Annotated in this window: 18 protein-coding genes; 10 read left to right on the top strand and 8 right to left on the bottom strand. The window is 54.2% G+C overall.

Going from position 1 to position 19,332, the window contains the following annotated elements; all coding sequences use genetic code 11:
* Window positions 1-4: 4 nt before the first annotated feature.
* The gene (locus QPL95_RS03725; RefSeq protein ID WP_303289648.1) at window positions 5-1,060 is read right to left on the bottom strand and encodes an NAD(P)-dependent alcohol dehydrogenase; all 1,056 of its coding nucleotides are present in this window, start codon (window positions 1,058-1,060) and stop codon (window positions 5-7) included.
* Window positions 1,061-1,263: 203 nt separating this feature from the next.
* On the opposite strand from QPL95_RS03725, the gene QPL95_RS03720 reads away from it, so the two are divergent.
* The 4 genes from QPL95_RS03720 (at window position 1,264) to QPL95_RS03705 (ending at window position 5,706) form a co-directional block, all read left to right on the top strand.
* The gene (locus QPL95_RS03720) at window positions 1,264-1,839 is read left to right on the top strand and encodes a hypothetical protein (protein WP_303289647.1); all 576 of its coding nucleotides are present in this window, start codon (window positions 1,264-1,266) and stop codon (window positions 1,837-1,839) included.
* 156 nt (window positions 1,840-1,995) lie between these two features.
* Window positions 1,996-3,459, top strand: coding sequence for a malate:quinone oxidoreductase (locus tag QPL95_RS03715; protein WP_303289646.1), 1,464 nt, complete (start codon window positions 1,996-1,998; stop codon window positions 3,457-3,459).
* 81 nt (window positions 3,460-3,540) lie between these two features.
* Window positions 3,541-3,942, top strand: coding sequence for an isoprenylcysteine carboxylmethyltransferase family protein (locus tag QPL95_RS03710; protein ID WP_303289645.1), 402 nt, complete (start codon window positions 3,541-3,543; stop codon window positions 3,940-3,942).
* Window positions 3,943-3,990: 48 nt separating this feature from the next.
* On the top strand, window positions 3,991-5,706 hold the full coding sequence (locus tag QPL95_RS03705; protein ID WP_303289644.1) for a YdiU family protein: 1,716 nt from the start codon (window positions 3,991-3,993) through the stop codon (window positions 5,704-5,706).
* Between the two features lie 126 nt (window positions 5,707-5,832).
* Here the strand turns inward: QPL95_RS03705 and QPL95_RS03700 are convergent, their stop codons facing one another.
* The 5 genes from QPL95_RS03700 to QPL95_RS03680 all read right to left on the bottom strand — a co-directional run bounded on the left by QPL95_RS03700 (window position 5,833) and on the right by QPL95_RS03680 (window position 10,586).
* Window positions 5,833-6,585 (bottom strand): VIT1/CCC1 transporter family protein, encoded by a 753-nt coding sequence (locus tag QPL95_RS03700; RefSeq protein ID WP_303289643.1) that lies wholly within the window; start codon window positions 6,583-6,585, stop codon window positions 5,833-5,835.
* A gap of 77 nt (window positions 6,586-6,662) precedes the next feature.
* Entirely contained in the window at window positions 6,663-8,882 is a 2,220-nt protein-coding gene (locus QPL95_RS03695; RefSeq protein ID WP_303289642.1) for a PepSY domain-containing protein, read from the bottom strand.
* A gap of 19 nt (window positions 8,883-8,901) precedes the next feature.
* Window positions 8,902-9,375: a DUF2271 domain-containing protein gene (locus tag QPL95_RS03690; protein ID WP_303289641.1), complete on the bottom strand. Its 474-nt coding sequence runs from the start codon at window positions 9,373-9,375 to the stop codon at window positions 8,902-8,904.
* A gap of 54 nt (window positions 9,376-9,429) precedes the next feature.
* Entirely contained in the window at window positions 9,430-9,810 is a 381-nt protein-coding gene (locus tag QPL95_RS03685) for a PepSY domain-containing protein (protein ID WP_303289640.1), read from the bottom strand.
* A gap of 101 nt (window positions 9,811-9,911) precedes the next feature.
* Window positions 9,912-10,586 (bottom strand): ferric reductase-like transmembrane domain-containing protein, encoded by a 675-nt coding sequence (locus QPL95_RS03680; RefSeq protein WP_303289639.1) that lies wholly within the window; start codon window positions 10,584-10,586, stop codon window positions 9,912-9,914.
* 167 nt (window positions 10,587-10,753) lie between these two features.
* Between QPL95_RS03680 and QPL95_RS03675 the strand changes: the two genes are divergently transcribed.
* The 4 genes from QPL95_RS03675 (at window position 10,754) to QPL95_RS03660 (ending at window position 14,661) form a co-directional block, all read left to right on the top strand.
* A complete protein-coding gene (locus QPL95_RS03675; RefSeq protein WP_011786648.1) occupies window positions 10,754-11,419 on the top strand; it encodes a response regulator transcription factor in 666 nt (221 codons plus the stop codon).
* Window positions 11,409-12,734: an ATP-binding protein gene (locus QPL95_RS03670; protein ID WP_303289638.1), complete on the top strand. Its 1,326-nt coding sequence runs from the start codon at window positions 11,409-11,411 to the stop codon at window positions 12,732-12,734. Before QPL95_RS03675 ends, QPL95_RS03670 begins: the two co-directional genes overlap by 11 nt.
* A complete protein-coding gene (locus QPL95_RS03665) occupies window positions 12,725-13,864 on the top strand; it encodes an AraC family transcriptional regulator (RefSeq protein ID WP_019677804.1) in 1,140 nt (379 codons plus the stop codon). Before QPL95_RS03670 ends, QPL95_RS03665 begins: the two co-directional genes overlap by 10 nt.
* Window positions 13,865-14,079: 215 nt before the next feature.
* Window positions 14,080-14,661 carry a DUF6448 family protein gene (locus QPL95_RS03660; protein ID WP_303289637.1) on the top strand — a complete coding sequence of 194 codons (582 nt, stop codon included), beginning with the start codon at window positions 14,080-14,082 and terminating at the stop codon, window positions 14,659-14,661.
* Window positions 14,662-14,760: 99 nt separating this feature from the next.
* On the opposite strand, the gene QPL95_RS03655 is transcribed toward QPL95_RS03660, so the two are convergent.
* On the bottom strand, window positions 14,761-15,585 hold the full coding sequence (locus QPL95_RS03655) for a MipA/OmpV family protein (protein WP_303289636.1): 825 nt from the start codon (window positions 15,583-15,585) through the stop codon (window positions 14,761-14,763).
* A gap of 209 nt (window positions 15,586-15,794) precedes the next feature.
* Here QPL95_RS03655 and nhaD point away from each other — a divergent pair, with 209 nt between their 5' ends.
* Window positions 15,795-17,048, top strand: coding sequence for a sodium:proton antiporter NhaD (nhaD, locus tag QPL95_RS03650; RefSeq protein WP_303289635.1), 1,254 nt, complete (start codon window positions 15,795-15,797; stop codon window positions 17,046-17,048).
* Window positions 17,049-17,107: 59 nt separating this feature from the next.
* Here the strand turns inward: nhaD and QPL95_RS03645 are convergent, their stop codons facing one another.
* On the bottom strand, window positions 17,108-17,647 hold the full coding sequence (locus tag QPL95_RS03645) for a porin family protein (RefSeq protein WP_303289634.1): 540 nt from the start codon (window positions 17,645-17,647) through the stop codon (window positions 17,108-17,110).
* 254 nt (window positions 17,648-17,901) lie between these two features.
* Between QPL95_RS03645 and QPL95_RS03640 the strand changes: the two genes are divergently transcribed.
* Window positions 17,902-19,320, top strand: coding sequence for a TrkH family potassium uptake protein (locus QPL95_RS03640; RefSeq protein ID WP_303289731.1), 1,419 nt, complete (start codon window positions 17,902-17,904; stop codon window positions 19,318-19,320).
* The last annotated feature ends 12 nt before the right edge of the window (window positions 19,321-19,332 follow it).

Below are 19,332 nucleotides of genomic sequence, written 5' to 3'. Positions count from 1 at the left end.
TGTCTCAACCCTCTTTAAGGGATTTCATGTCGATGACGAACCGATATTTCACATCACCCTTCTTCATTCGCTCGTAGGCTTCGTTAATGTTCCGGATGTCGAGCATCTCAACGTCACAGGTAATATCGTGTTCGGCACAGAAATCCAGAACTTCCTGGGTTTCCGGCATACCCCCGATCAGAGAACCGGCGATAACGCGACGTTTGGTGACCAACAGGCCTGCCTGTAACGGGGGCTCTACCGGGGTAAGCTGGCCCACCAGAATGTGGGTGCCATCGTGTTTCAGGCACTTCAGATAAGGATTGAGATCATGGCCCACCGGGATGGTGTCGAGCAGGAAGTCGAACGTGCTGGCCGCGGCTTTCATCTGATCACTGTCAGTTGATACGATGACGTGATCGGCACCCTGCTTTTTGGCCTCCGACACCTTCTTCTCGGAGCGCGTGAAGATCGTCACCTCTGCACCCAGAGCCTTGGCAAGCTTCACACCCATATGCCCTAATCCGCCCATGCCGAGCACGCCTACCTTGTGGCCCTTGCCGACTTTAAAGTACTTCAGCGGCGAGTAAGTGGTAATGCCTGCGCAAAGCAGCGGCGCCGCACTTGCCGGGTCCAGGCTTTCCGGCACACGCACCACAAAGCGCTCACTCACAACGATGCTCTCTGAGTAGCCACCGTGAGTGACAGTACCGTCGTGCCGGTCAAGGCTGCCGTAGGTCATGGTGGAGCCTTCGTCGCAGTATTGTTCCAGCCCGGAGTCGCAGGCAGAACACGTGCGGCAGCTGTCCACCATACAACCGACACCGACCAGATCGCCGACTTTATAACCCGAAACCTTCGGGCCCACTGACGTTACACGACCAATGATTTCGTGGCCGGGCACTACAGGGTACCTGGCGCCACCCCAGTCGTTTTCCACCGTATGAATATCGCTATGGCAAACACCGCAGTAGTCAATCTCAATGGCCACATCATCGCTTCGCAAATTACGGCGATCGATGGAGTGGGGGGCAAGGCCGGAATCGGGGGCGGTGGCTGCGTAAGCACGGGTATTAGCCATGTGATACTCCTTAATAGATTGGGGTGACATAGAATATTGAGGCGGAATTTAGTCACTCAGGACCATAACCATAGGCTTGTGGCCTGAATGGTACAAACCCTCGAGGTAAATTATTCGTTTTCCTACGGAGCTCACGGTTCTATGGGTCAATTATCGCTACCGTTCTGCGTAACAATATGTAACCAATCACCAGGGATGAATCCATGACTGCTCACCCAATGTTTCCCAAGGCGCCTCTTGTGGCTGCTTTGACCGTATTGTCTCTCGCTATGACCGGGTGTATGCCCGGCACTGTCGCCACGACCGTAGGCACGGGGTATGTGTATGAGCAAAAACAGGATCACAAGTACAAACACGATGTAGAACGGGCGGTCGACAACTACCTGGAAGATCACGCGAATTCGCCCTGTACCCAGGGCGAAGATCGGGTGATGGCCTCGGCGGTTGAAATTATCAAGGAACACCGGCTTACGGGCGTTAACGAAGTGATCAACCGGCTCGACACCATCTATAGGGATCAGGCTCAGCCGGACAACGTGCGGGCAGGGGCGTTGTACAATATGGCGGTCCTTGAATCGCGCAGGAAAATGCCCAACAAAGCCCGCGCCCGGGATCACTTCAAACAACTCTACGTTGAGTTTCCGAACGAATACCGTTGTATTTTTGAGGAGTCCGAATGGCGAGATGCCATGATCGAAAAGCAGTTGCTGTTACCGGGTGAAACGGTCGATTCCTTTCTGGAGGATGCTATAAAGGATATTGAGCAACGCCAACCGTAGTGTTTCCGTGGAAGCCGTTGCGTGTCGCCAGTACCGGCTTCCAGATTCCCGGAAACGCCGCAGAATCCGAGCGCTTCATACCGAATTCATGGTACTTTCGCATAGGAAGTCTTCGCTATTTGAGTCTTATGCTGTTGAACCTGTCGGGTAAATCTTATGAACGTGATTATCATTGGCGCCGGGATTATGGGAACCACATTTGCTGTATTGGCAAAGGAGCTGGCACCCGACCTCGATATCACCATTCTGGAGCGGCTTGACCGGGCAGGAGCAGGGAATTCCTGGGCCTTTAACAACGCCGGTACCGGGCACGAAGCGAACTGTGAGCTTAACTACACGCCGGTGGATGAAGAAGTCATTTCGGTGGAAAAGGCCCTGAAGATTCATGCCCAATTCAACGTTGCAAAGCAGTTTTGGGCGTACCTGATCGAAAGGGGCGCCATCAAGGATCCGAAAACCTTTATTAACCAAACCAAGCATTGCACCATCGTTCCCGAACCCGCCATCGAAGAGCTGCGCCTGCGGTTCAAGGAAATGTCGGCCCACCACTTTTTCGAAAAGATGCAGTACTCGGAAGACTTTGATGAAATCAAGCGCTGGATTCCGTTCACCATGGAAGAGCGGCCTCGTAATGAAAAAATGGCCGCCACCGCCATTGAAACCGGCACCGACGTTAACTTTGGCTCACTAACAGAGCAAATGGCGGCCTACGCCGTGAACACGCTGGGTGTCAAAATCGAGTACGGCACCCACGTAAAACATGTTCACAAAAGCCCGACCGGGCGCTGGCTTGTTGAGGCCAGTCAAAAGGGCGTTCCGGTCCAGCACAGGGCCGATGTGCTGTTCGTCGGCGCGGGTGGGGGTGCTTTTCCGCTTTTAAAAAAGAGTCATTTACCGTTCCGGAGCCGATTTTCGGGCTTTCCTGTGGGCGGTCGATTTTTACAAGCCCAGATCACGGCTGAGCAAGCTGAGGCATACCGGGCCAAGACCTATGGGAAAGCGAAGGTCGGGGCGCCGCCCATGTCGGTTCCGCATCTGGATTTGCGGGTAGTGGATGGTAAGCATTACTTGTTGTTCGGGCCTTTCGCATCGTTCAAACCGGTTCTCGAACGAGGCCGTGGCGTTATCGACTACCTGGGCTCCATGCGCTTGCATGATATCCCGAGTCTGCTCAACGTCGCCCTTGAGCATTTTCCGCTGGTTAAGTACCTGGTATCGGAGACGTTCAAAGGCGAAAAAAGCATGTTCGAGGAGCTCGACAGCTTTGCTCCGGGCCTAAGTAAAAAGTTTGACTGGAAGCCTTCAGAAGCTGGCCAGCGCGTGCAGATCATTAAAGACCGGGACTTGCAGATGGGCACCGAAATCATCGTGTCTACCGACAAAACCTATGGCACTTTACTGGGCGCTTCACCCGGGGCGTCGGTTTCGCCCGAGGTGATGTTGCGCTGCCTGGAACGCTTGCTACCGGCGGTTTTAACCGGCGAAGCAGCCATGAAAAAGAAGCACGAAATGTTCCCCGAGGACGACCTGGAGACACTGATCAGCAACCCAAACCGCTATCGGGAAATTCGAGATGCAGTGAACACAACGCTGGGCATACATGCAGAAGCGTCCTCTTAGACCTCATGGATGAATCCGAACGTGAAGGCACTTGAGTTAAAGGTTCCCCCCGTCGTTTTGACCGTTGCTTTTGGGGCCGCCATGTGGGCGATCTCCCGCCTGTTACCTTCCGGCGAATTTCCAATTCCGGGCAGGCTTCTGCTCACCCTGACAGTTCTTGCATTCGGGGTTGTGATCGCCATACTCGGCGTAATGGCGTTTCGATCGGCCAATACAACGGTAGACCCGCGTACGCCTCATCAATCCAGCAGTCTGGTGCAGAACGGTGTGTATCGTTACACCAGAAACCCCATGTACCTTGGGTTTCTCCTGATACTGGTTGCCTGGGGATTCTATCTCGGCAGCGTATTTGCAGCACTTTTGCTACCTATGTTTGTGATCTACATGAACCGCTTCCAGATCAAGCCGGAAGAGCGTCACATGCGGGTATTGTTCGGGGAAGCGTACACCCGTTACAGGTCTGAGGTGAGGCGCTGGTTGTAAACCGGTTTTGCTGCTACCGAGGCTATTTAAACCACGTTTGGAGCTCTTATGCCGAAACGACTGCCTGAGGAAACACCCGCTACTGTCGCCACCCTCGACGATCTTGCAACCTTGGCAGACTATTCGTTTATCGAAACACTCAACTGCGATCCTGAGGGAAAAGCAAACGGGGCGGACCACAGTCCGCGACAAGTGTTTTCGGGCCACTATGTTCCGGTCACCCCTACGCCTATCGCAAATCCCGAATACGTCGCGCACAGCAAACACCTGTTTCGTGAGCTGGGCTTCGTCGACAGCTTGGCGCAGTCCGACGACTTCGTCCGCATGTTCTCTGGCGACTTGTCGCGTGTTCCGGAGCCGATGAGCAAAGTCGGTTGGGCCTGTGGTTACGCACTGTCTATTTACGGAACCGAATTCTACCAGCAATGCCCGTTTCAGACCGGCAACGGATACGGCGATGGTCGCGCCATTTCCGTGCTCGAGGCCGTCATCAATGGTCAACGCTGGGAAATGCAGCTCAAAGGGGGAGGGCGCACACCCTACTGCCGCGGCGCCGACGGCCGGGCCGTTCTGAGATCCAGTGTTCGGGAGTTCCTGGCACAAGAGCACATGCATGCGCTGGGTGTGCCCACATCACGGTCTTTGAGCCTGTACGTGTCGAAAACCGAGACCGTCAGGCGCCCGTGGTATTCGGAGGGCTCACGTTCGATCGACCCGGATGTGCTGGTATCCGATCCCGTTGCCATCTCAACCCGAGTTGCACCGTCGTTCATCCGGGTAGGGCAGCTTGAACTCTTCAGTCGACGCGCTCGCAAGCATGAACACCCGAAGGCGACGGAAGAGCTCGAGATGATCGTCTTGCACCTGATCGATCGTGAGTACCGTGACGTTATCGACCCGGCGCTGAACACCGCCGATAAAGTCGTATCCCTTGCGCGTGAATTCCAGATCAGACTGACGTCACTCGTGGCCAACTGGATCCGTGTCGGTTACTGCCAGGGAAATTTCAACAGCGATAACTGTGCGGCCGGCGGCTACACACTTGATTATGGACCCTTTGGATTCTGCGATGTGTTCAATCCCCAGTTCCAGCCATGGACGGGTGGCGGGCAACATTTTTCGTTCCTGAACCAACCCGCAGCGGCCGAACGCAATTTCCACTCGTTTTGTTCGGCGTTGCGACCGTTGTTGGCCGGCCAGAAGGACGGCCTGCGGCAGCTTGAAGAGGTTCAAAGTGATTTTCCAAATGTGATGCAAACGCAAATGCAGAAAATGTGGGCTGCAAAACTCGGACTTGATGCTTTTGACGAGGCTTTGTTCAGGGAACTCGCAACTCTGATGATGCAAACAACCGTTGATTACACGCTGTTTTTCCGGGAACTGTCTACGGTGCCAGACGACATCGAGCCACTCAAGAAAAGCTTCTATAGAGACACGGCCAATGCGGTGGGCGCCGGAGAACTGGACCAGCGTTGGTCTGCGTGGCTCACAAAATGGAGGTTGCTCACCCGAGCTGGTTCTCGAGAGGACCTTTCTAATCAAATGAAGCTCGTCAATCCGAAGTACTGTTTGAGAGAATGGCTCGTTGTGCCTGCCTATCAGCAAGCGGCAGCGGGCAACTATGCCTTGTTGCGGGAACTCCAGGAGGTCATGACTCAGCCATACGCTGAGCAATCGGAAGATGTGGAGTTCAAATACTACACACTGAAACCGCCGGAGCTCTTTGAGGTTGGAGGGTCGTCACATTACAGCTGCTCGTCGTGATCGGTTTCCACGACAGCCCGTTTGTCATTTATCTGCCGGGATCATTTCCTGGTTGGCCGTATTCAAGCCCACAAAGAACTGCGCATAATGTATATTATGTTAAATTAGGTATTCACCACTGAAGACCTAACCCCCCAATAACCCCTGCGCAAAATGCCCAGTAGCAAACGCCAGCCCCGCTGCGGCCGTACCCATGATCAAAGTCCGGAGTCCGGATCGAATTGCTGGTAAGCCATAGACGATACTTTTTAGCATTCCGATACCCAAGAAGACGACGCCTGCCAAACCAAGACTCGTCAGGAACTGAATCTGACTCTCCATACCCGGGATGGCATAAGGCAGTAAAGGTAAAGCACCAACCGACAAAAATGCGGCGAAGGTAGTCAACGCGGCTCGGCGTGGGCTGAGTCCGGCACCCGAGAGTCCGTACTCTTCTCGCAACATGGTTGCTACCCACACATCGGGATTACGACTGATAGCCTCTACTACTTGCTCCAGCAATTCGCCGTCGAATCCCTTCGCCTGAAACAGCTGGCGAATTTCCTCACGTTCACCTTCTGGCACAGCACGGATATGTTCACGTTCTGTGCGTTCAGCAAATTTGATCTGATTCAACTGCGCCTGGCCCGCTTCGTAATTACTTACCGCCATGCTGAAGCCGTCTGCAATCAGGTTTGCAAAGCCGAGTACCAACGCAACCTGTGGCGAGAAACCTGCGCCGAACGCACCCGATACAACCGCAAACGTTGTAACGCAGCCATCGATGCCGCCAAGCACAGCGTCTGGAAGTGTCGATGCCTTAACGGGACCGGCAAGCCGTGCACGAACGGCATTTGGCTGGTGCTCGCTTAGCAGTCTGTCATTTTCTGTGGATGGCATGTTTCAGCCTCCTGTTCAGGACGCGATGCGGTGTGCTTTGGGATTATAGACTCTGCTCGGCATTGTGGCTTTGTCCATCAATACACATCTTCAAGATAACGCCCCTGGCCTCTCAGCGTTTCAATATCGATGTGCAGGGGTTTGAGAATGTCTCCTATCACCTGCCGCACTGCCGCTGCCATATCCCGGCCACCACAGACCAGTATCTGCGCACCGGTGCTAACCATCTGCTGTACCGCTAACTCATCCTGCTTTAGCCTATCCTGCACGTAGGTGCGCTCGTCTGCTCTTGAGAAGGCAGTGTTCAGCGCGCTCAGTCGATGATCGTCAAGATAGCGCCCGAGCTCGGGTTGGTAGAGAAAATCCGAACTGGAATCGCGACCGCCCCAGTACAGATACATAGGGTTGCGTCTGGTATTTTTTCGGATGAAACCGGTTAACGGACCAATGCCGGCACCTGCACCGATTAGGATAACTGGCTGGCTACCTGTAGCTGGCCGGAAGCCTGGATTGGGGCGGATAAAACCATCGATACAAGCTCCCGGCTTGAGGTCATGCAAGTACCCGGAGCATAGACCGCCGGGCTGCTTGCGGACGCATATCTCAACAATCCCGTCGCTAGCTGAGGACGCGAGCGAGTAGAACCGCGGGGCTTGACCGTCGGGGGGCATAACCCCAACCAGGTCTCCCGCCTCGAAGTGTGGCAGCGCTTTAAATCTTCTTGGAAAAACCGTTGGCCATCCGCCCTGCTCCGCCAGCTTGAACCGGAAGATACTGGTTGGTGCCTGCACCGCGATCCCGTAGTCCGCCCTTTCTACCAGTTCCAGTTTTACCGTAGCAGGATGCAACGCTTTGTAGTTCAACAAAAGCGGCAGTCCGATAAGTTCACCCACCCGGCTTCCCCACTCACTGAATTGGGCGGCAGAACACCGGTCAATCAACTCAATGGTGAGCAATCGGTTCATGCCTTTACGGGCGAGCGCAGCATCTACCTCTTTGGCAAACTGACAGTAGCTCGGAAACTGCCGGTCACCAAAACCGAGCACCGCGTATCGCAGATACTTTTCAGCACGGAAGTCATCGAGCCTGGCCATAAACCGCCGGGCCGATGCGGGTGCATCACCATCGCCGTATGTCGATGTCAGCACGAAAAGCCTCGCAGCCTGCGGATACTGCTCAGCCAGGCTGTTCATCTCGCTGCAATGCACACGGAAACCGGCCTTATTCAGACTGCTATGGAGTTCTCGGGCAAATCCCCAGGTGGCATTGCCTTCGGAGCCGACCAGGATAATCGTATCCGCCTCAGCGGCACCGGCATTGTCAGGAAGCTGTCCTGAATGCCGGCGACGCTGCCACCAGATGGTTGCGCCCGTTACCGAGAGGATGGGCACAGTCAGTGCTGCAGCGCCAAGAATAAGGCCCAGCCACCACAGGCCTTCACCGGTGTGCAAACGGGTAATCCAGTGCTGCAATGCGTTTCCTTCAGAGCGCGGCTGGTATTGCAGCAACTCGCCCGTTGCCTGGTCCACAAAACCGGAGCCGCCGGAGGTTGAAAGAGAATAGACATCCTGCGGATCACCGGGATAGGGAAACACCAGTTCCCGGAGTTCGCCAAGATCGAAATTGCCTAGGGCTTTTAAGGTGCCGACAGGCGACGGTTGCCCGCCCGAGACATCAGCCGGAAACCTTGGCCCGGTGTCAGGCACTTCCGGCAGCAAACCAAAGCGCTGTGCCGACATATAGCTACCGGTCAGTGCGGATAACAGTAGGCCGAGCACGGCAAACCGGGCCAGCTCGGCATGGATTCGTTTCCCGCCTGAGCCGGAAAGCGGTCTTAGTATATTCTTCCAACCCCCGGTACGCCGGGCTATCAACAATATTCCCGAAAGACACAGAAGTACCATCAAAGCAGCTAATACGCCGGCCAGCGCTCTACCGGCATCATCCAGCATAAACGCACGGTGCAGGTCCTTGACCCAGCCAAAAAATGCGGAAGGTTCGTAGGGTGCGGTACCCTCACCTGTTACCGGATTCACCAGATCCGCACCGGCCTGGCCGTCATGGCTGTAATACACAATGACCTTGCCAGAAGGTTCTCGCACGATCTGTTCAGTCCCGGGATAGTGAGCAACGATCCGGTCAGCCAGCTCGGCGATACTGATTTCACCGGAAGCCGGAATGACCGCTGAGGCTCTTTCCAGCACCGGCGCCAAAGCCAACACAGCACCCGTGACTGAGAGAACCATCAGAAGCAAACCAGCAAGCAGGCCCGGTAAGCTGTGGAACTTGCGCAACATAGCCGACGCTCCCGGTGGATTATTGAAGCTCGTAGGTAAGAGCGCGCACGTAACCGCGCCCGGAAACCGGCTTCCCGGAACCTTCAGTGGTCAGGGGGGCTATGACATCAGCTCGAATATCGCGCATATCCTCAACGGCAGAGTCGACCCGAACCTCATAACCGTTGTCGATCAGCGAATCATCTAGGTTAAGAGTGATTTTCAACGTGCGGCCACTGGTGACACTGGCACCGGTCAAGCCATCGTACTCTGCCGGATCAAGCCGACTGCCGCGGGCCCAGCCTCCCAAGTGTTTGTAGTATTTAGATTTCTTCCCGGAAACCCAAAGGGTACCCTGATACTCTCCGGCAGCATCGGTAAGATACAGAGCCAGATAGGCTCCATCGCCACCGTAATTCTGTAGTTCCGTAGTGAAGGTCACGTCGCGGGCCTGGGCGAATGCCGGCAAAACAAGGGCTGCAAAAAGGCTGCAAGTGAGAACAAACGTTTTCATAAATGGTCTCCGAAAACCTGATGAGCGTTAAATGAATAGGCCAAATTCAATCAGTTACTCAACGGAAACGGTGGGGCGACCCTTGACGATGCCGTTGCTTGGCGCCTGACTTTTGGGATTGCTCTGTCCATTTTTCCTGTTGCCGTGGTCCCTCTCCTCATCGTCACTGTCTTCACGCTCCCACTTCATCATGATCAGTGAAGCGGGCGCGAAGGAGGCTTCTGCGCTGACCCCCTTGGCGTCGAGGCCCCTGACTTCATAACAACCGTCGTCAACCTTTATTCGGTGAACTGTCCAGCCTTCTGCTTCCAGTTTTTCACGCAGGTTTTCACGGGGCTGCCAATTCGCCACCGGATCATTGCAGTCGTCATCTGCAAGTGCGGCGCCGCTCAGAAGTAACAAAGACAAGCTCAGAATAATGGGTTTGGTCTTCATGGTGTCTCTCCTGCTGGTTGTGTTAAATCCACTTTAAGGCGCTAACCTGACAACGACCTGAACAAACGAGGCCATTTCAGCGGAACTGAAAAGCCTCTTTATTAAAGCGACGAAGGCGGAAGGGTGACCGTGCCGCGAACCTGGCGACGACGGCCAACTCTGCCGGTCAGAGATAGCCCGCTGGCGATGCTGCCGCCGAGGAGCAAAATGGCCATAAGTAGCCCGATTGGCTGCTGCCACCATTGCAGCGGAGTCAGCCACGCCGCGTGGAAAGCGAGCAACAGATAAAGCACCGGCATGCCGCGATGCAAATAGCGCCAGTATTTGTAGGGGAACTTGCGCAACAAAGTGATCAACAGCATGGCGAACAGCAGATAGACGGCGAACTCCCCTACCTCTTCCGCAGCATCGCGCATGGTGTCGATGAACCCGGAATAATCCTGATCGTGCAGCCTGCCGGCTTTTCCGAAAATCGACTCTATAACATCGTCACCCATTTCAATCAGCCAATGAGCTGCCGCGAATACCACTGCCAGAATGCCCGCCCATTTGTGGGTGCGATAGATCTGATCCAACCCGCCCAGCGGTCTCTCCAACCAGGCTGGGCGCAGTGCCAGCATCATGGTCAGTGACATCAGAGCAATGGATAACAGCCCACTGAGCAGCAGGCTCTGGTCATAGACTGCCCAGGGAGAACCGGCCCCAGGACCTGCAAAGAGGTTCCAGGCCCATAGGCCCAAAACCAACACAACGAAAGGAAAAATCATCCGCATCATCACATCTCCTGCGATCGGTACCTGGAATATTCCCCCGAAGGCTAGCGCCCAAACCTGACAGCCAGCTGAAGGTCGGTGAAGAGAGATCGAAGCGTTATTGACCATTCAGGCTGTTGTCAGGTTCGAGCTGTAGTATCTTGATTTCAGGGCTGGGTCAGAGGTGAAGAATGCGGGTTCTTTTGGTGGAGGATACGGCGGGATTGGGCGAGGCGGTCCGGGATCAGATTGCGGACGACGGCCACGCCGTGGACTGGGTGCAAACTCTGCGCTTTGCTGAGGCGAGTATCAGGACCACAGCCTACGACCTGATTCTGCTGGACCTGATGCTGCCCGACGGCCATGGCTTCGGCTTTTTGCGAACGATCCGGGCTACCGGAATAACAACACCGGTGATCATTCTGACCGCCAGGGATCAGGTGTCTGACCGGATTGAAGGATTGAATGCCGGTGCTGACGACTACCTGGTCAAACCCTTTGATCTTTCGGAGTTGTCGGCCCGCGTGGCCGCGGTGGCTCGCCGATATCGCGGCAATCCAAGCCCGATCATACAAGTGGGCGAGCTGATGATTGATCTTGGCGATCACCGCATCAGTCGCAACGGCCTGCCGGTAGAACTTACGGCACGGGAGTGGGCATTGTTTGAGGGCTTTATCCAGCGACCCGGAATGCTGTTATCGCGATCGCAACTGGAGGATCGTCTATACGCTTTCGGGGCCGAAATCGAAAGTAACACCATCGAAGTTTATGTCAGCCGTCTGCGTAAAAAGCTGGGGCGGGACGCTATCGTAACCGTCAGGGGAATGGGCTATCGCCTGGAAACACATGACCACTAGAACCAGCCTGCAAAAAACACTCGGTATCGGCCTGACACTCGGTGTCACCCTACTCTGGCTGTTGGGCGTGACCGCTTCGGGACTGGTGGCACAGCATGAAATGAACGAGGTCTTCGACAGTGCCCTGGAAGAAACCGCCCAGCGCATACTGCCACTGGCGGTCACCGACATCCTGAACCGTGAGAACGGCGCGGGCAATCAAAAGGCCCCAGCCCTGAAAGACCATGACGAATACCTGACCTATCTGGTACGGGACGAAGCTGGAAATATTCTGCTCCAGTCCCACGATGCCGACCCTGGCGTGTTTAGCAGGACCCCCGCGGAAGGGTTTTCAGATACTCTGACCCACCGGCTATATGGCGTATCTGCAGTCAGCTATACCATCTATCTTGAAGTGGCCGAACCCTTGGCGCACCGGCGTGAATCCGCTCTGGAGGCGGGATTAGCCTTACTGTTGCCTTTACTGGTGCTGATTCCGGTCAGCCTGTTGGGTGTCTGGTGGATTGTCCGGCTTTCCCTTCGTAAGGTGGTCGATTTTCAGCAAGACATTGAATCCCGCGGCGCGGGAGATCTGTCCCCTGTTGTAGAAGAGCAGTTACCCCGTGAATTTGAACCAATCGCCGGTGCCATCAACCGGCTGCTTGAGCGTTTGCATCGTGCTCTCGAATCAGAACGCAGCTTTACCGCCAACAGTGCCCATGAACTGCGAACTCCCCTGGCAACAGCGCTTGCCAAAGTGCAGCGACTGAAAACCAGAATGCCCGATGATTATCTCAAGAATGATGTTGCAGAAATTGAAGAAGCGTTACGCAGTCTCTCGGTGCTGTCCGGAAAACTGCTCGAGTTGGCAAAAGCAGAAGGTGGCGGTGCACTCTCACAAAGCCAGCAGGATCTTGTGCCCATCCTCGCGATGATTGCCCGGGATTTTGAGGCCCAGGCACCCGGGCGAGTTGTTTTATCCCTGCCGGAGCGCGAAGTGAACTCCTTTCTTGATCCCGATGCCTTCGCCATCCTGGTGCGTAACCTGATCGAGAATGCCCTTAAGCATGGTTCCCGTAGCGAGTCGGTGAAGATCAACCTGAACGATAATGGGGTTTTAAGGGTCTGCAATGGCGGTGCAAGAGTGCCACCGGAACAGCTCGCTCTTTTAAGAAACCGGTTTGCACGCGCCAAAACGGACGCTGCAGGTTCTGGCCTGGGCCTCGCGATTGCCGATGCGATTGCTAAAGGTGCCGGCATGACCCTGCATCTCAGATCGCCGGCAACAGGACGGCAGGATGGTTTTGAAGCGGAGCTGAATCTGGCATGTATCTGACACTCACCGACATTGTGCTGCTGACGAGCATCATTCAATCGCTGGCTCTTGCCGTTTTTCTCCTACTTCCATCCAACAGTGGGCTCATATCTAACCGACTCCTGGTTGCCACTCTGGTGTTCTTCGCCGCCGGGCTGGGAGAGATCTTCCTCTATGGCAGCGGGCTTGCGCTCCAGTACCCAAACTTCGCCTACCTCGGAACACTCATCGGACTTCTACAAGCCGGCACGCTCTATCTATATGCGCAATCGCTGATGTATCAGAATTTCCAGTTACGCGGGAAGCATCTCGTGCACACGTTGCTCTTCTGGGTGGTCGGCGCAATTTTTCTGATTGAATATTATTTACAGCCAAGCGAGACCAAAGTTCAGATTCTGCTTGAACGGGACCACCCGGGCGTACTTACCTCTCCCCTTCTTGCAGTCGCTATTCACGCGGTCTTTCTGGGCTACCTGTACGCGACGATTCGTGCGATTAACCGTTTCGGCCTTGGTATTCGACAGATTTTCTCGAGTATTGAAAACAAACAACTTGCGTGGTTACGGACGCTTCTGATCGGCTATGCAGTGGCTTGGACCGTGAGCATGATGTACTGCCTTACAGCGCATGTGTTTAGAAGCGTGCCTGGAACCGAGTGGGTGGCCGGCGCTGGCGCTGTAACGGGCTTCATTTTCATCAATTTTCTGATGATAAACTCTCTTCGCCAACCCGTTGTTTTCTCTGGATTGGCAGCAGACCAGGCCGCCTTGCTGGAAGAAGAGCCCACGCCGCAGTTTGATCAAACTTTAAAGGTCAGGCTCCAACAGTTAATGCACCAGGAAAAGCCCCACTTGCACCCCAACCTGACCCTGGAACAACTTTCACGGAAATTGGGCGCCCCTTCAAGAGAGGTTTCACGGGCCATTAACCAAGGCTTTGGCTGCAATTTCTTTGAGTTCGTCAGTCGCTATCGCATCGACGAGGCGAAATCGCGCCTGGCCGATGCAGCCAATCAGGCAAATATTCTGCAAACTATGTATGACTCTGGCTTCAACTCGAAGTCCGTATTCAACACTGCTTTCAAGAAAGAGACAGGATTTACCCCCAGTGAATATCGCCGACGAGCCCTGCAGGGCGATATCCGACCCTAGCCACGATCCTGAACCTGGCTACCCGGCGTTCGAGTACGCTCTCACCCGATACTGAAACCTCTATCCTTTTGAATTATATATTTTATTTCCAAACCATGGAATCGGTTCGGTTTCGTACCTGAGAACGCTTCTTTGACCTCCCTTCCGTACTCTGATTGCCAAGCGCCACCAAACCCGGTGCTCGTGAAGCTCAACGCACTATGAGGAGGTCATGTATGAAAACCAAATTACGCAAAACCACTGTTCCCGCAGTGGCCGCAGCAATCTTCAGCCTGATGTTTGCCGGTAGCGCCCAAGCTCATTGTGATGCTCTGGACGGTCCCGTGATTACCGAAGCCCGTGCGGCACTGGAGTCAGGCAATGTTAAGCCCTTGCTCAAATGGGTGCCGGCAAAGGATGAGGCCGAAATCAAAAGGGTATTCGCCGATGTGCGCCAAGTCCGCGGGCAAAGCGAAACTGCGAAAAACATTGCCGATCAGCATCTGTTCTCGACGCTCGTTGAGGTTCATCGTGCCTCCGAAGGCGCACCCTTTACCGGCATCAAGCCTTCCGGACAGATTGATCCGGGTTTAATGGCGGCGGATGCGGCGTTGGAAAACGGGCAAATTGATCGCCTCGTGGCAAATATAACCCGCAAGATCGAGGATGGCATTCGTGAGCGTTATCATGAGGCTCAGCGTGCAAGGGCCATGGCTGATCAAAGCGGCGATAAGGGGCGTGCCTTTGTCGCTGACTACGTCAATTACATTCACTATATAGAGGGCGTGCATGGCGCTGCTGGAGGGCATGAGCATTGAGTCATGAATTAGAAGCACCGCGCATTCGTTAAATCAAGTGCAGACCCATACTTCCCTTTTGGAAGATATGGGTCCGCTTACGATCGGTCTCAGCGAAAACTAGAACACGTAAATGAACCCAACACCGATTTCCGCCTCGTAATCATTCCGAGAGATGGGGCTGTCTGAAACGTCGCTTCCAAAAGCTTCGTAAAGTGCTTCACCGAAGATCTGCCAGTTTTCGCCCACGTAATCGCGGTAGCTCAGATTAAAGCCTGTGGATCTGTAACCGCTATCAACATCGGTTTCGGGAAGGCCTGAATCAATGGATTGTTGTGTGCTCACGCCAAAATCCCGGTTGGCCAGCTTACCGTCGTGGAACGTAACGACCGCGCCCAATTCCCAACCAGTGCCGTCAGGCTGGCATGCCAGGCAGGTTCCTGCCCCGAAAATGCCGAGTGTTCCGATTTCACCCGCTAAAACACGGCCATCCAGAAAGTAGCGCCAGTCGTCTGTAAGGGCATGACGAACTTCCAACAGCGCCGTTACCCCGGACTTCGATTCACCCAGACCGTCCAGCCTCCCATCCTCTGAATCGCCCTCTTCCCGGCCTTCTTCGTAGCCTATAGAAGTTTGAATCAACCAGGAATCCTTCACCAAAGCCCGCCACCCGATTGCTTCGCCTGCCCAGAAGTAAATATTATCGCCAGTTCGCCACTGAACACCGCCGGCTGGATCGACTTCAAACTCGAATTCGTCCGAGCCCTCATAAGCAGTCTCATATTCGACGCTTAGCCCAAGCCCAATGCCCCAGCCATCGCCATTTGTAAAATCGTCAATAGAAGGGAGTGGAACCAGAGCCGTTCTCGTCTCTGTCGCATGTACCGCACCGGCACACGCAAAGGCACCAATTAACGCGCTAACTTGAAGGACTGTTTTTTTCATGGTTTTTCCTATCGAGCAATAAAGCATCAGGTATTCTTGAAGAATCTTTACGTCATTCGTAGCGTCCTGGATCTATGCCTCGAAACTCCCTCACGAACCTGCGTGACGCACCTTTGTGATAACCGTCATACAGGTTTAAAATCGCCAGCGACTTTCCCGGCTGCGCATGCACAGGCAGCCATTCCTTCTCTGAGGTTCGGGATCCTGAGATGCCAGTTCTTGATGCTGTTCTGATTGCCGTTTCGGTACTTGCGCTTCTTGGCGTGATTTTTGAAGAAGTCATCCACGTTAATAAAGCAAAGACCACCCTGTTTTTCGGCACCCTGAGTTGGGTGTTGCTGTTTCTTTTCAGTTCCAGCCCGGATGAAACGGCTGCGGTCTCAGCCGGACTGTCTGAAAGCATTGCCGAGATTGCCGGCCTCTGGCTTTTCCTTGTGGCGGCAATGACGTTTGTCGCTTACCTGAACAAGAAAGGCATGATTGAGAACATGATCTACCTGATCATGCCCCGCCAGGTTACCGAGCGGCGGCTGCTGTTTCTTACCGGCCTGTTCTGTTTCGTGTTTTCGTCGCTGGCGGACAACATTACGGCGACCCTGGTGTCTTGCTCGCTTATTCTGTCATTAAACCTTGAGCTTAAGAAACGCCTGCAATTTATTGTTTTAGTTGTATTTGCGGTTAACTCTGGTGGGGTTTCCCTGATCACCGGTGACGTCACTACCCTGATGATCTTCCTGGCGGACAAGGTTGAAATACTCACGCTGCTGACTCTTGCCATTCCTGCATCGATTACCGTGTTTATTTTGGCCGTGCTGCTGTCCAGAGGGCTGGATGGAACCGTCTCGCTTAAAGGAAGTTCCAACGAAGTACGCAAGGTTGATGCCGTTATTGCTGCGTTGTTTCTGATCACCATCATCGGAACCATTACCGGGAATGCTCTGTTTAGTGTTCCGCCAGTGCTTACCTTCCTGTTCGGCTTGTCGATTATGTTCCTCGTGTCCCGCTTCATGAGCGACGACTCCGATCTGGACCCCATTCTGGAATACATCCGGGTTATCGAGTTCGAAACGCTGCTGTTCTTCCTCGGCATTTTGTTGCTGGTGGGCATGCTTAAAGAAATCCATGCGCTGGATTCGCTGGTGGCGATTTACGATGTATTGCCGCCCATGTATGCCAACTACCTGATGGGCATTTTTTCTGCGGTGATCGATAACGTGCCGTTGACGGCTGCCCTGCTTAAAGCAGGCATTGTGATGAGTCCTGCGGAATGGATGGGGCTGACCTACGCGGTGGGTGTGGGTGGCTCGCTTCTGGTGATTGGTTCGGCAGCGGGTATCGTTGCCATGAGCAAAATCGAAGGGCTGACGTTTGCGGCATACATGCGCTATGCGCTGCATTTGTTGGCAGCCTATACGCTTGGTTACGGCGGAGTGCTGCTTCTAGGCCGGTTTGTCCATGCCTGATAACAAAAAGCCCGCGGGAAACGGTTTCTCGCGGGCTTGTTCGGTCTGCTGCCTCGGTTCTAGAAGTTGACCTGCATTCCGAGACCAATGCCGTCCAGCGTAACATCGCTGTCGTCGTAGTAGCGCATGTATTCCAGATTGGCAGACAGGTTTTGAGCGAAGGCGAAGTTCACGCCTGCACCGTAGGAAAAATCTGAGTCGTCATCGGCTAACGAACCCACTTCCACTTCAGTCCGTGTAAAACCAAGTACGGCATAGGGTGTTACCGGGCTTTCATTAACCATGTTGACGGTTGCATAGCCACCAAAGAAGTTATCCAGGCTAACATCAGCGCCACCAACCCGATCATCATCGACACCAAAGCCCGCCCGGGCTTCAACACCGAAGTACTCGGTGGCCATGACGCCGACCTTACCGGACAGTGTGCCGACATCAGCATCCGCAATGCCATCAAAATCGGCGTTCATGAAAGTGTAATTCACGCCCGCATACAAGCCGCCGACACCGGATTTGTACATATCCTGAGCAGATGCAGTGCTGGCCATGGCAATCCCGGCGGTAGCGATCGAGGCCATCAGAAGGCTTTTCTTGGTCATCATAGCGATTCTCCTTGATGTAATTAGAGTGGCTTTGCACTCCTGTAATCAACTTGCAGCAACTGAACGTGCTTTGCTATAGCCAGGTTCCAAATTTACGCTGGATTTACATCGATTTAATTTCCCGGTAATCCCGCCTGAGGTGCCCTGTTTCCTTGCGGAAGCATTGCACCAGGGGTATCCTTCGCCCTCTCACTGTCAGCTGGCTTGGGCGCCCCTTGAGAAATCTTATTACGGTCATTTTTATTGTCAGCATCATGTTTATACTTTTGAGTGTATTCATGACGTTACCGGTTCTTCTTCTTGCTGCAACGCCATCGGGCGCGCCCAACGCTATGGCGTTCGCGGAATCCTCCGCCATCGTGTGTGGCCTTGGGTTGCTCGGCGTTCTCGCTACCCGCGGCAAAGCCAAGGATCTTAAGCCTCGATACATGTTCGTGCTGACGGTTTCGAGCTGGTTTATTATCGCAATACTCTCTTCCCTGCCCTTCTATTTGAGTGACAACGGCATTTCTGTCGCCGATGCCATTTTTGAAGGCACCTCCGGCATTACAACAACGGGCGCTACGGTTTTCAGCGGGCTTGATAGCTTCGACAAGGACCTATTGCTATGGCGCTCAATTCTCCAGTGGTTGGGCGGCATCGGTATCATCGGTATGTTCGTTGCGGTGTTGCCGTTTTTGAGAGTCGGCGGCATGCGCCTGTTCGCGACAGAGTCCTCCGAATGGACCGATAAAGCACTGCCGAGGATGAAAACCCTGAGTCGTGGCCTATTGTTCGTCTATTTGGTGTTTTCTGTGGTGGCGGTCGTCACCTATTGGCTTTCCGGCATGTCACTATTTGATGCGTTTAATCACGGCCTGACCAGTATCGCCACCGGGGGCTTTTCAACGTCAGACATGTCGATGGGCAAGTTCAGCGATCTGATTTTGCTTGAAGCTTCGTTCTTCATGATCCTCGGCAGCTTGCCGTTTTTTCTGTTCGTCAGAGAAATGCACGGCCAGCATGGGGCGTTATTCCGGGACCAGCAAGTTCGGCTGTTCCTGACCATCCTGTTGACCGTTCCTGCCTTGCTAACACTCTACCGCTGGTGGGTATCACCGGTACCTTTCGACCCACTTCACAACTACGTCTCCGTGCTGTTTAACGTGACGTCAGTGATCAGTACGTCGGGGTATGCTTCCGAAGATTATTCAGCCTGGGGCCCGTTGGCTTTTGTGGTGTTTTTCTTTCTGATGTTTGTGGGGGGCTGCTCTGGCTCAACCGCTGGTGGCATGAAGATATTCCGGTTTCAGCTTTCGCTTATCATTCTTCGGGAGCAGTTAATGCGCCTGCTTCACCCGAGGGCGGTGTTCACCCGTAATTACAATGGCCGCGCGGTCAGTGATGAAATCATCTCCTCTATGATCGCCTACACCTTCATATTCCTACTGTGTCTGCTGATCATTACTGTCCTGCTCGCCTCCTTGCAGCTGGATTTCGTGACCGCGTTGTCCGGTGCATTGACGTCGCTGACCAACGTCGGCCCCGGCCTAGGCGACATTATCGGCCCTGCGGGTAATTTCGGCCCTCTACCTGATGCCGCCAAATGGATTCTGTCTGTTGGTATGCTGATGGGGCGACTGGAGATTCTGAGTGTGGTGATCGTTCTTTCACCGGGCTTCTGGCGCGGATGATCAGCGGTACCC

It is taken from the genome of Marinobacter sp. SS5-14b, assembly GCF_030541005.1.
GTDB lineage: Bacteria > Pseudomonadota > Gammaproteobacteria > Pseudomonadales > Oleiphilaceae > Marinobacter.
Note: the sequence above shows the minus strand (reverse complement) of the source record. Positions and strands in the feature narration are given on the sequence as shown.

What these genes read in the sequence shown, in the direction of transcription:
- nhaD (WP_303289635.1), top strand. Translation starts at nt 15,795, where the DNA reads ATGCCAGTTCTTGATGCTGTTCTGATTGCCGTTTCGGTACTTGCGCTT.
- QPL95_RS03715 (WP_303289646.1), top strand. Translation starts at nt 1,996, where the DNA reads ATGAACGTGATTATCATTGGCGCCGGGATTATGGGAACCACATTTGCT.
- QPL95_RS03670 (WP_303289638.1), top strand. Translation starts at nt 11,409, where the DNA reads ATGACCACTAGAACCAGCCTGCAAAAAACACTCGGTATCGGCCTGACA.
- QPL95_RS03680 (WP_303289639.1), bottom strand. Translation starts at nt 10,586, where the DNA reads ATGATGCGGATGATTTTTCCTTTCGTTGTGTTGGTTTTGGGCCTATGG.
- QPL95_RS03685 (WP_303289640.1), bottom strand. Translation starts at nt 9,810, where the DNA reads ATGAAGACCAAACCCATTATTCTGAGCTTGTCTTTGTTACTTCTGAGC.
- QPL95_RS03710 (WP_303289645.1), top strand. Translation starts at nt 3,541, where the DNA reads ATGTGGGCGATCTCCCGCCTGTTACCTTCCGGCGAATTTCCAATTCCG.
- QPL95_RS03695 (WP_303289642.1), bottom strand. Translation starts at nt 8,882, where the DNA reads ATGTTGCGCAAGTTCCACAGCTTACCGGGCCTGCTTGCTGGTTTGCTT.
- QPL95_RS03705 (WP_303289644.1), top strand. Translation starts at nt 3,991, where the DNA reads ATGCCGAAACGACTGCCTGAGGAAACACCCGCTACTGTCGCCACCCTC.
- QPL95_RS03660 (WP_303289637.1), top strand. Translation starts at nt 14,080, where the DNA reads ATGAAAACCAAATTACGCAAAACCACTGTTCCCGCAGTGGCCGCAGCA.
- QPL95_RS03690 (WP_303289641.1), bottom strand. Translation starts at nt 9,375, where the DNA reads ATGAAAACGTTTGTTCTCACTTGCAGCCTTTTTGCAGCCCTTGTTTTG.
- QPL95_RS03720 (WP_303289647.1), top strand. Translation starts at nt 1,264, where the DNA reads ATGACTGCTCACCCAATGTTTCCCAAGGCGCCTCTTGTGGCTGCTTTG.
- QPL95_RS03675 (WP_011786648.1), top strand. Translation starts at nt 10,754, where the DNA reads ATGCGGGTTCTTTTGGTGGAGGATACGGCGGGATTGGGCGAGGCGGTC.
- QPL95_RS03655 (WP_303289636.1), bottom strand. Translation starts at nt 15,585, where the DNA reads ATGAAAAAAACAGTCCTTCAAGTTAGCGCGTTAATTGGTGCCTTTGCG.
- QPL95_RS03645 (WP_303289634.1), bottom strand. Translation starts at nt 17,647, where the DNA reads ATGATGACCAAGAAAAGCCTTCTGATGGCCTCGATCGCTACCGCCGGG.
- QPL95_RS03700 (WP_303289643.1), bottom strand. Translation starts at nt 6,585, where the DNA reads ATGCCATCCACAGAAAATGACAGACTGCTAAGCGAGCACCAGCCAAAT.
- QPL95_RS03665 (WP_019677804.1), top strand. Translation starts at nt 12,725, where the DNA reads ATGTATCTGACACTCACCGACATTGTGCTGCTGACGAGCATCATTCAA.
- QPL95_RS03725 (WP_303289648.1), bottom strand. Translation starts at nt 1,060, where the DNA reads ATGGCTAATACCCGTGCTTACGCAGCCACCGCCCCCGATTCCGGCCTT.
- QPL95_RS03640 (WP_303289731.1), top strand. Translation starts at nt 17,902, where the DNA reads ATGTTTATACTTTTGAGTGTATTCATGACGTTACCGGTTCTTCTTCTT.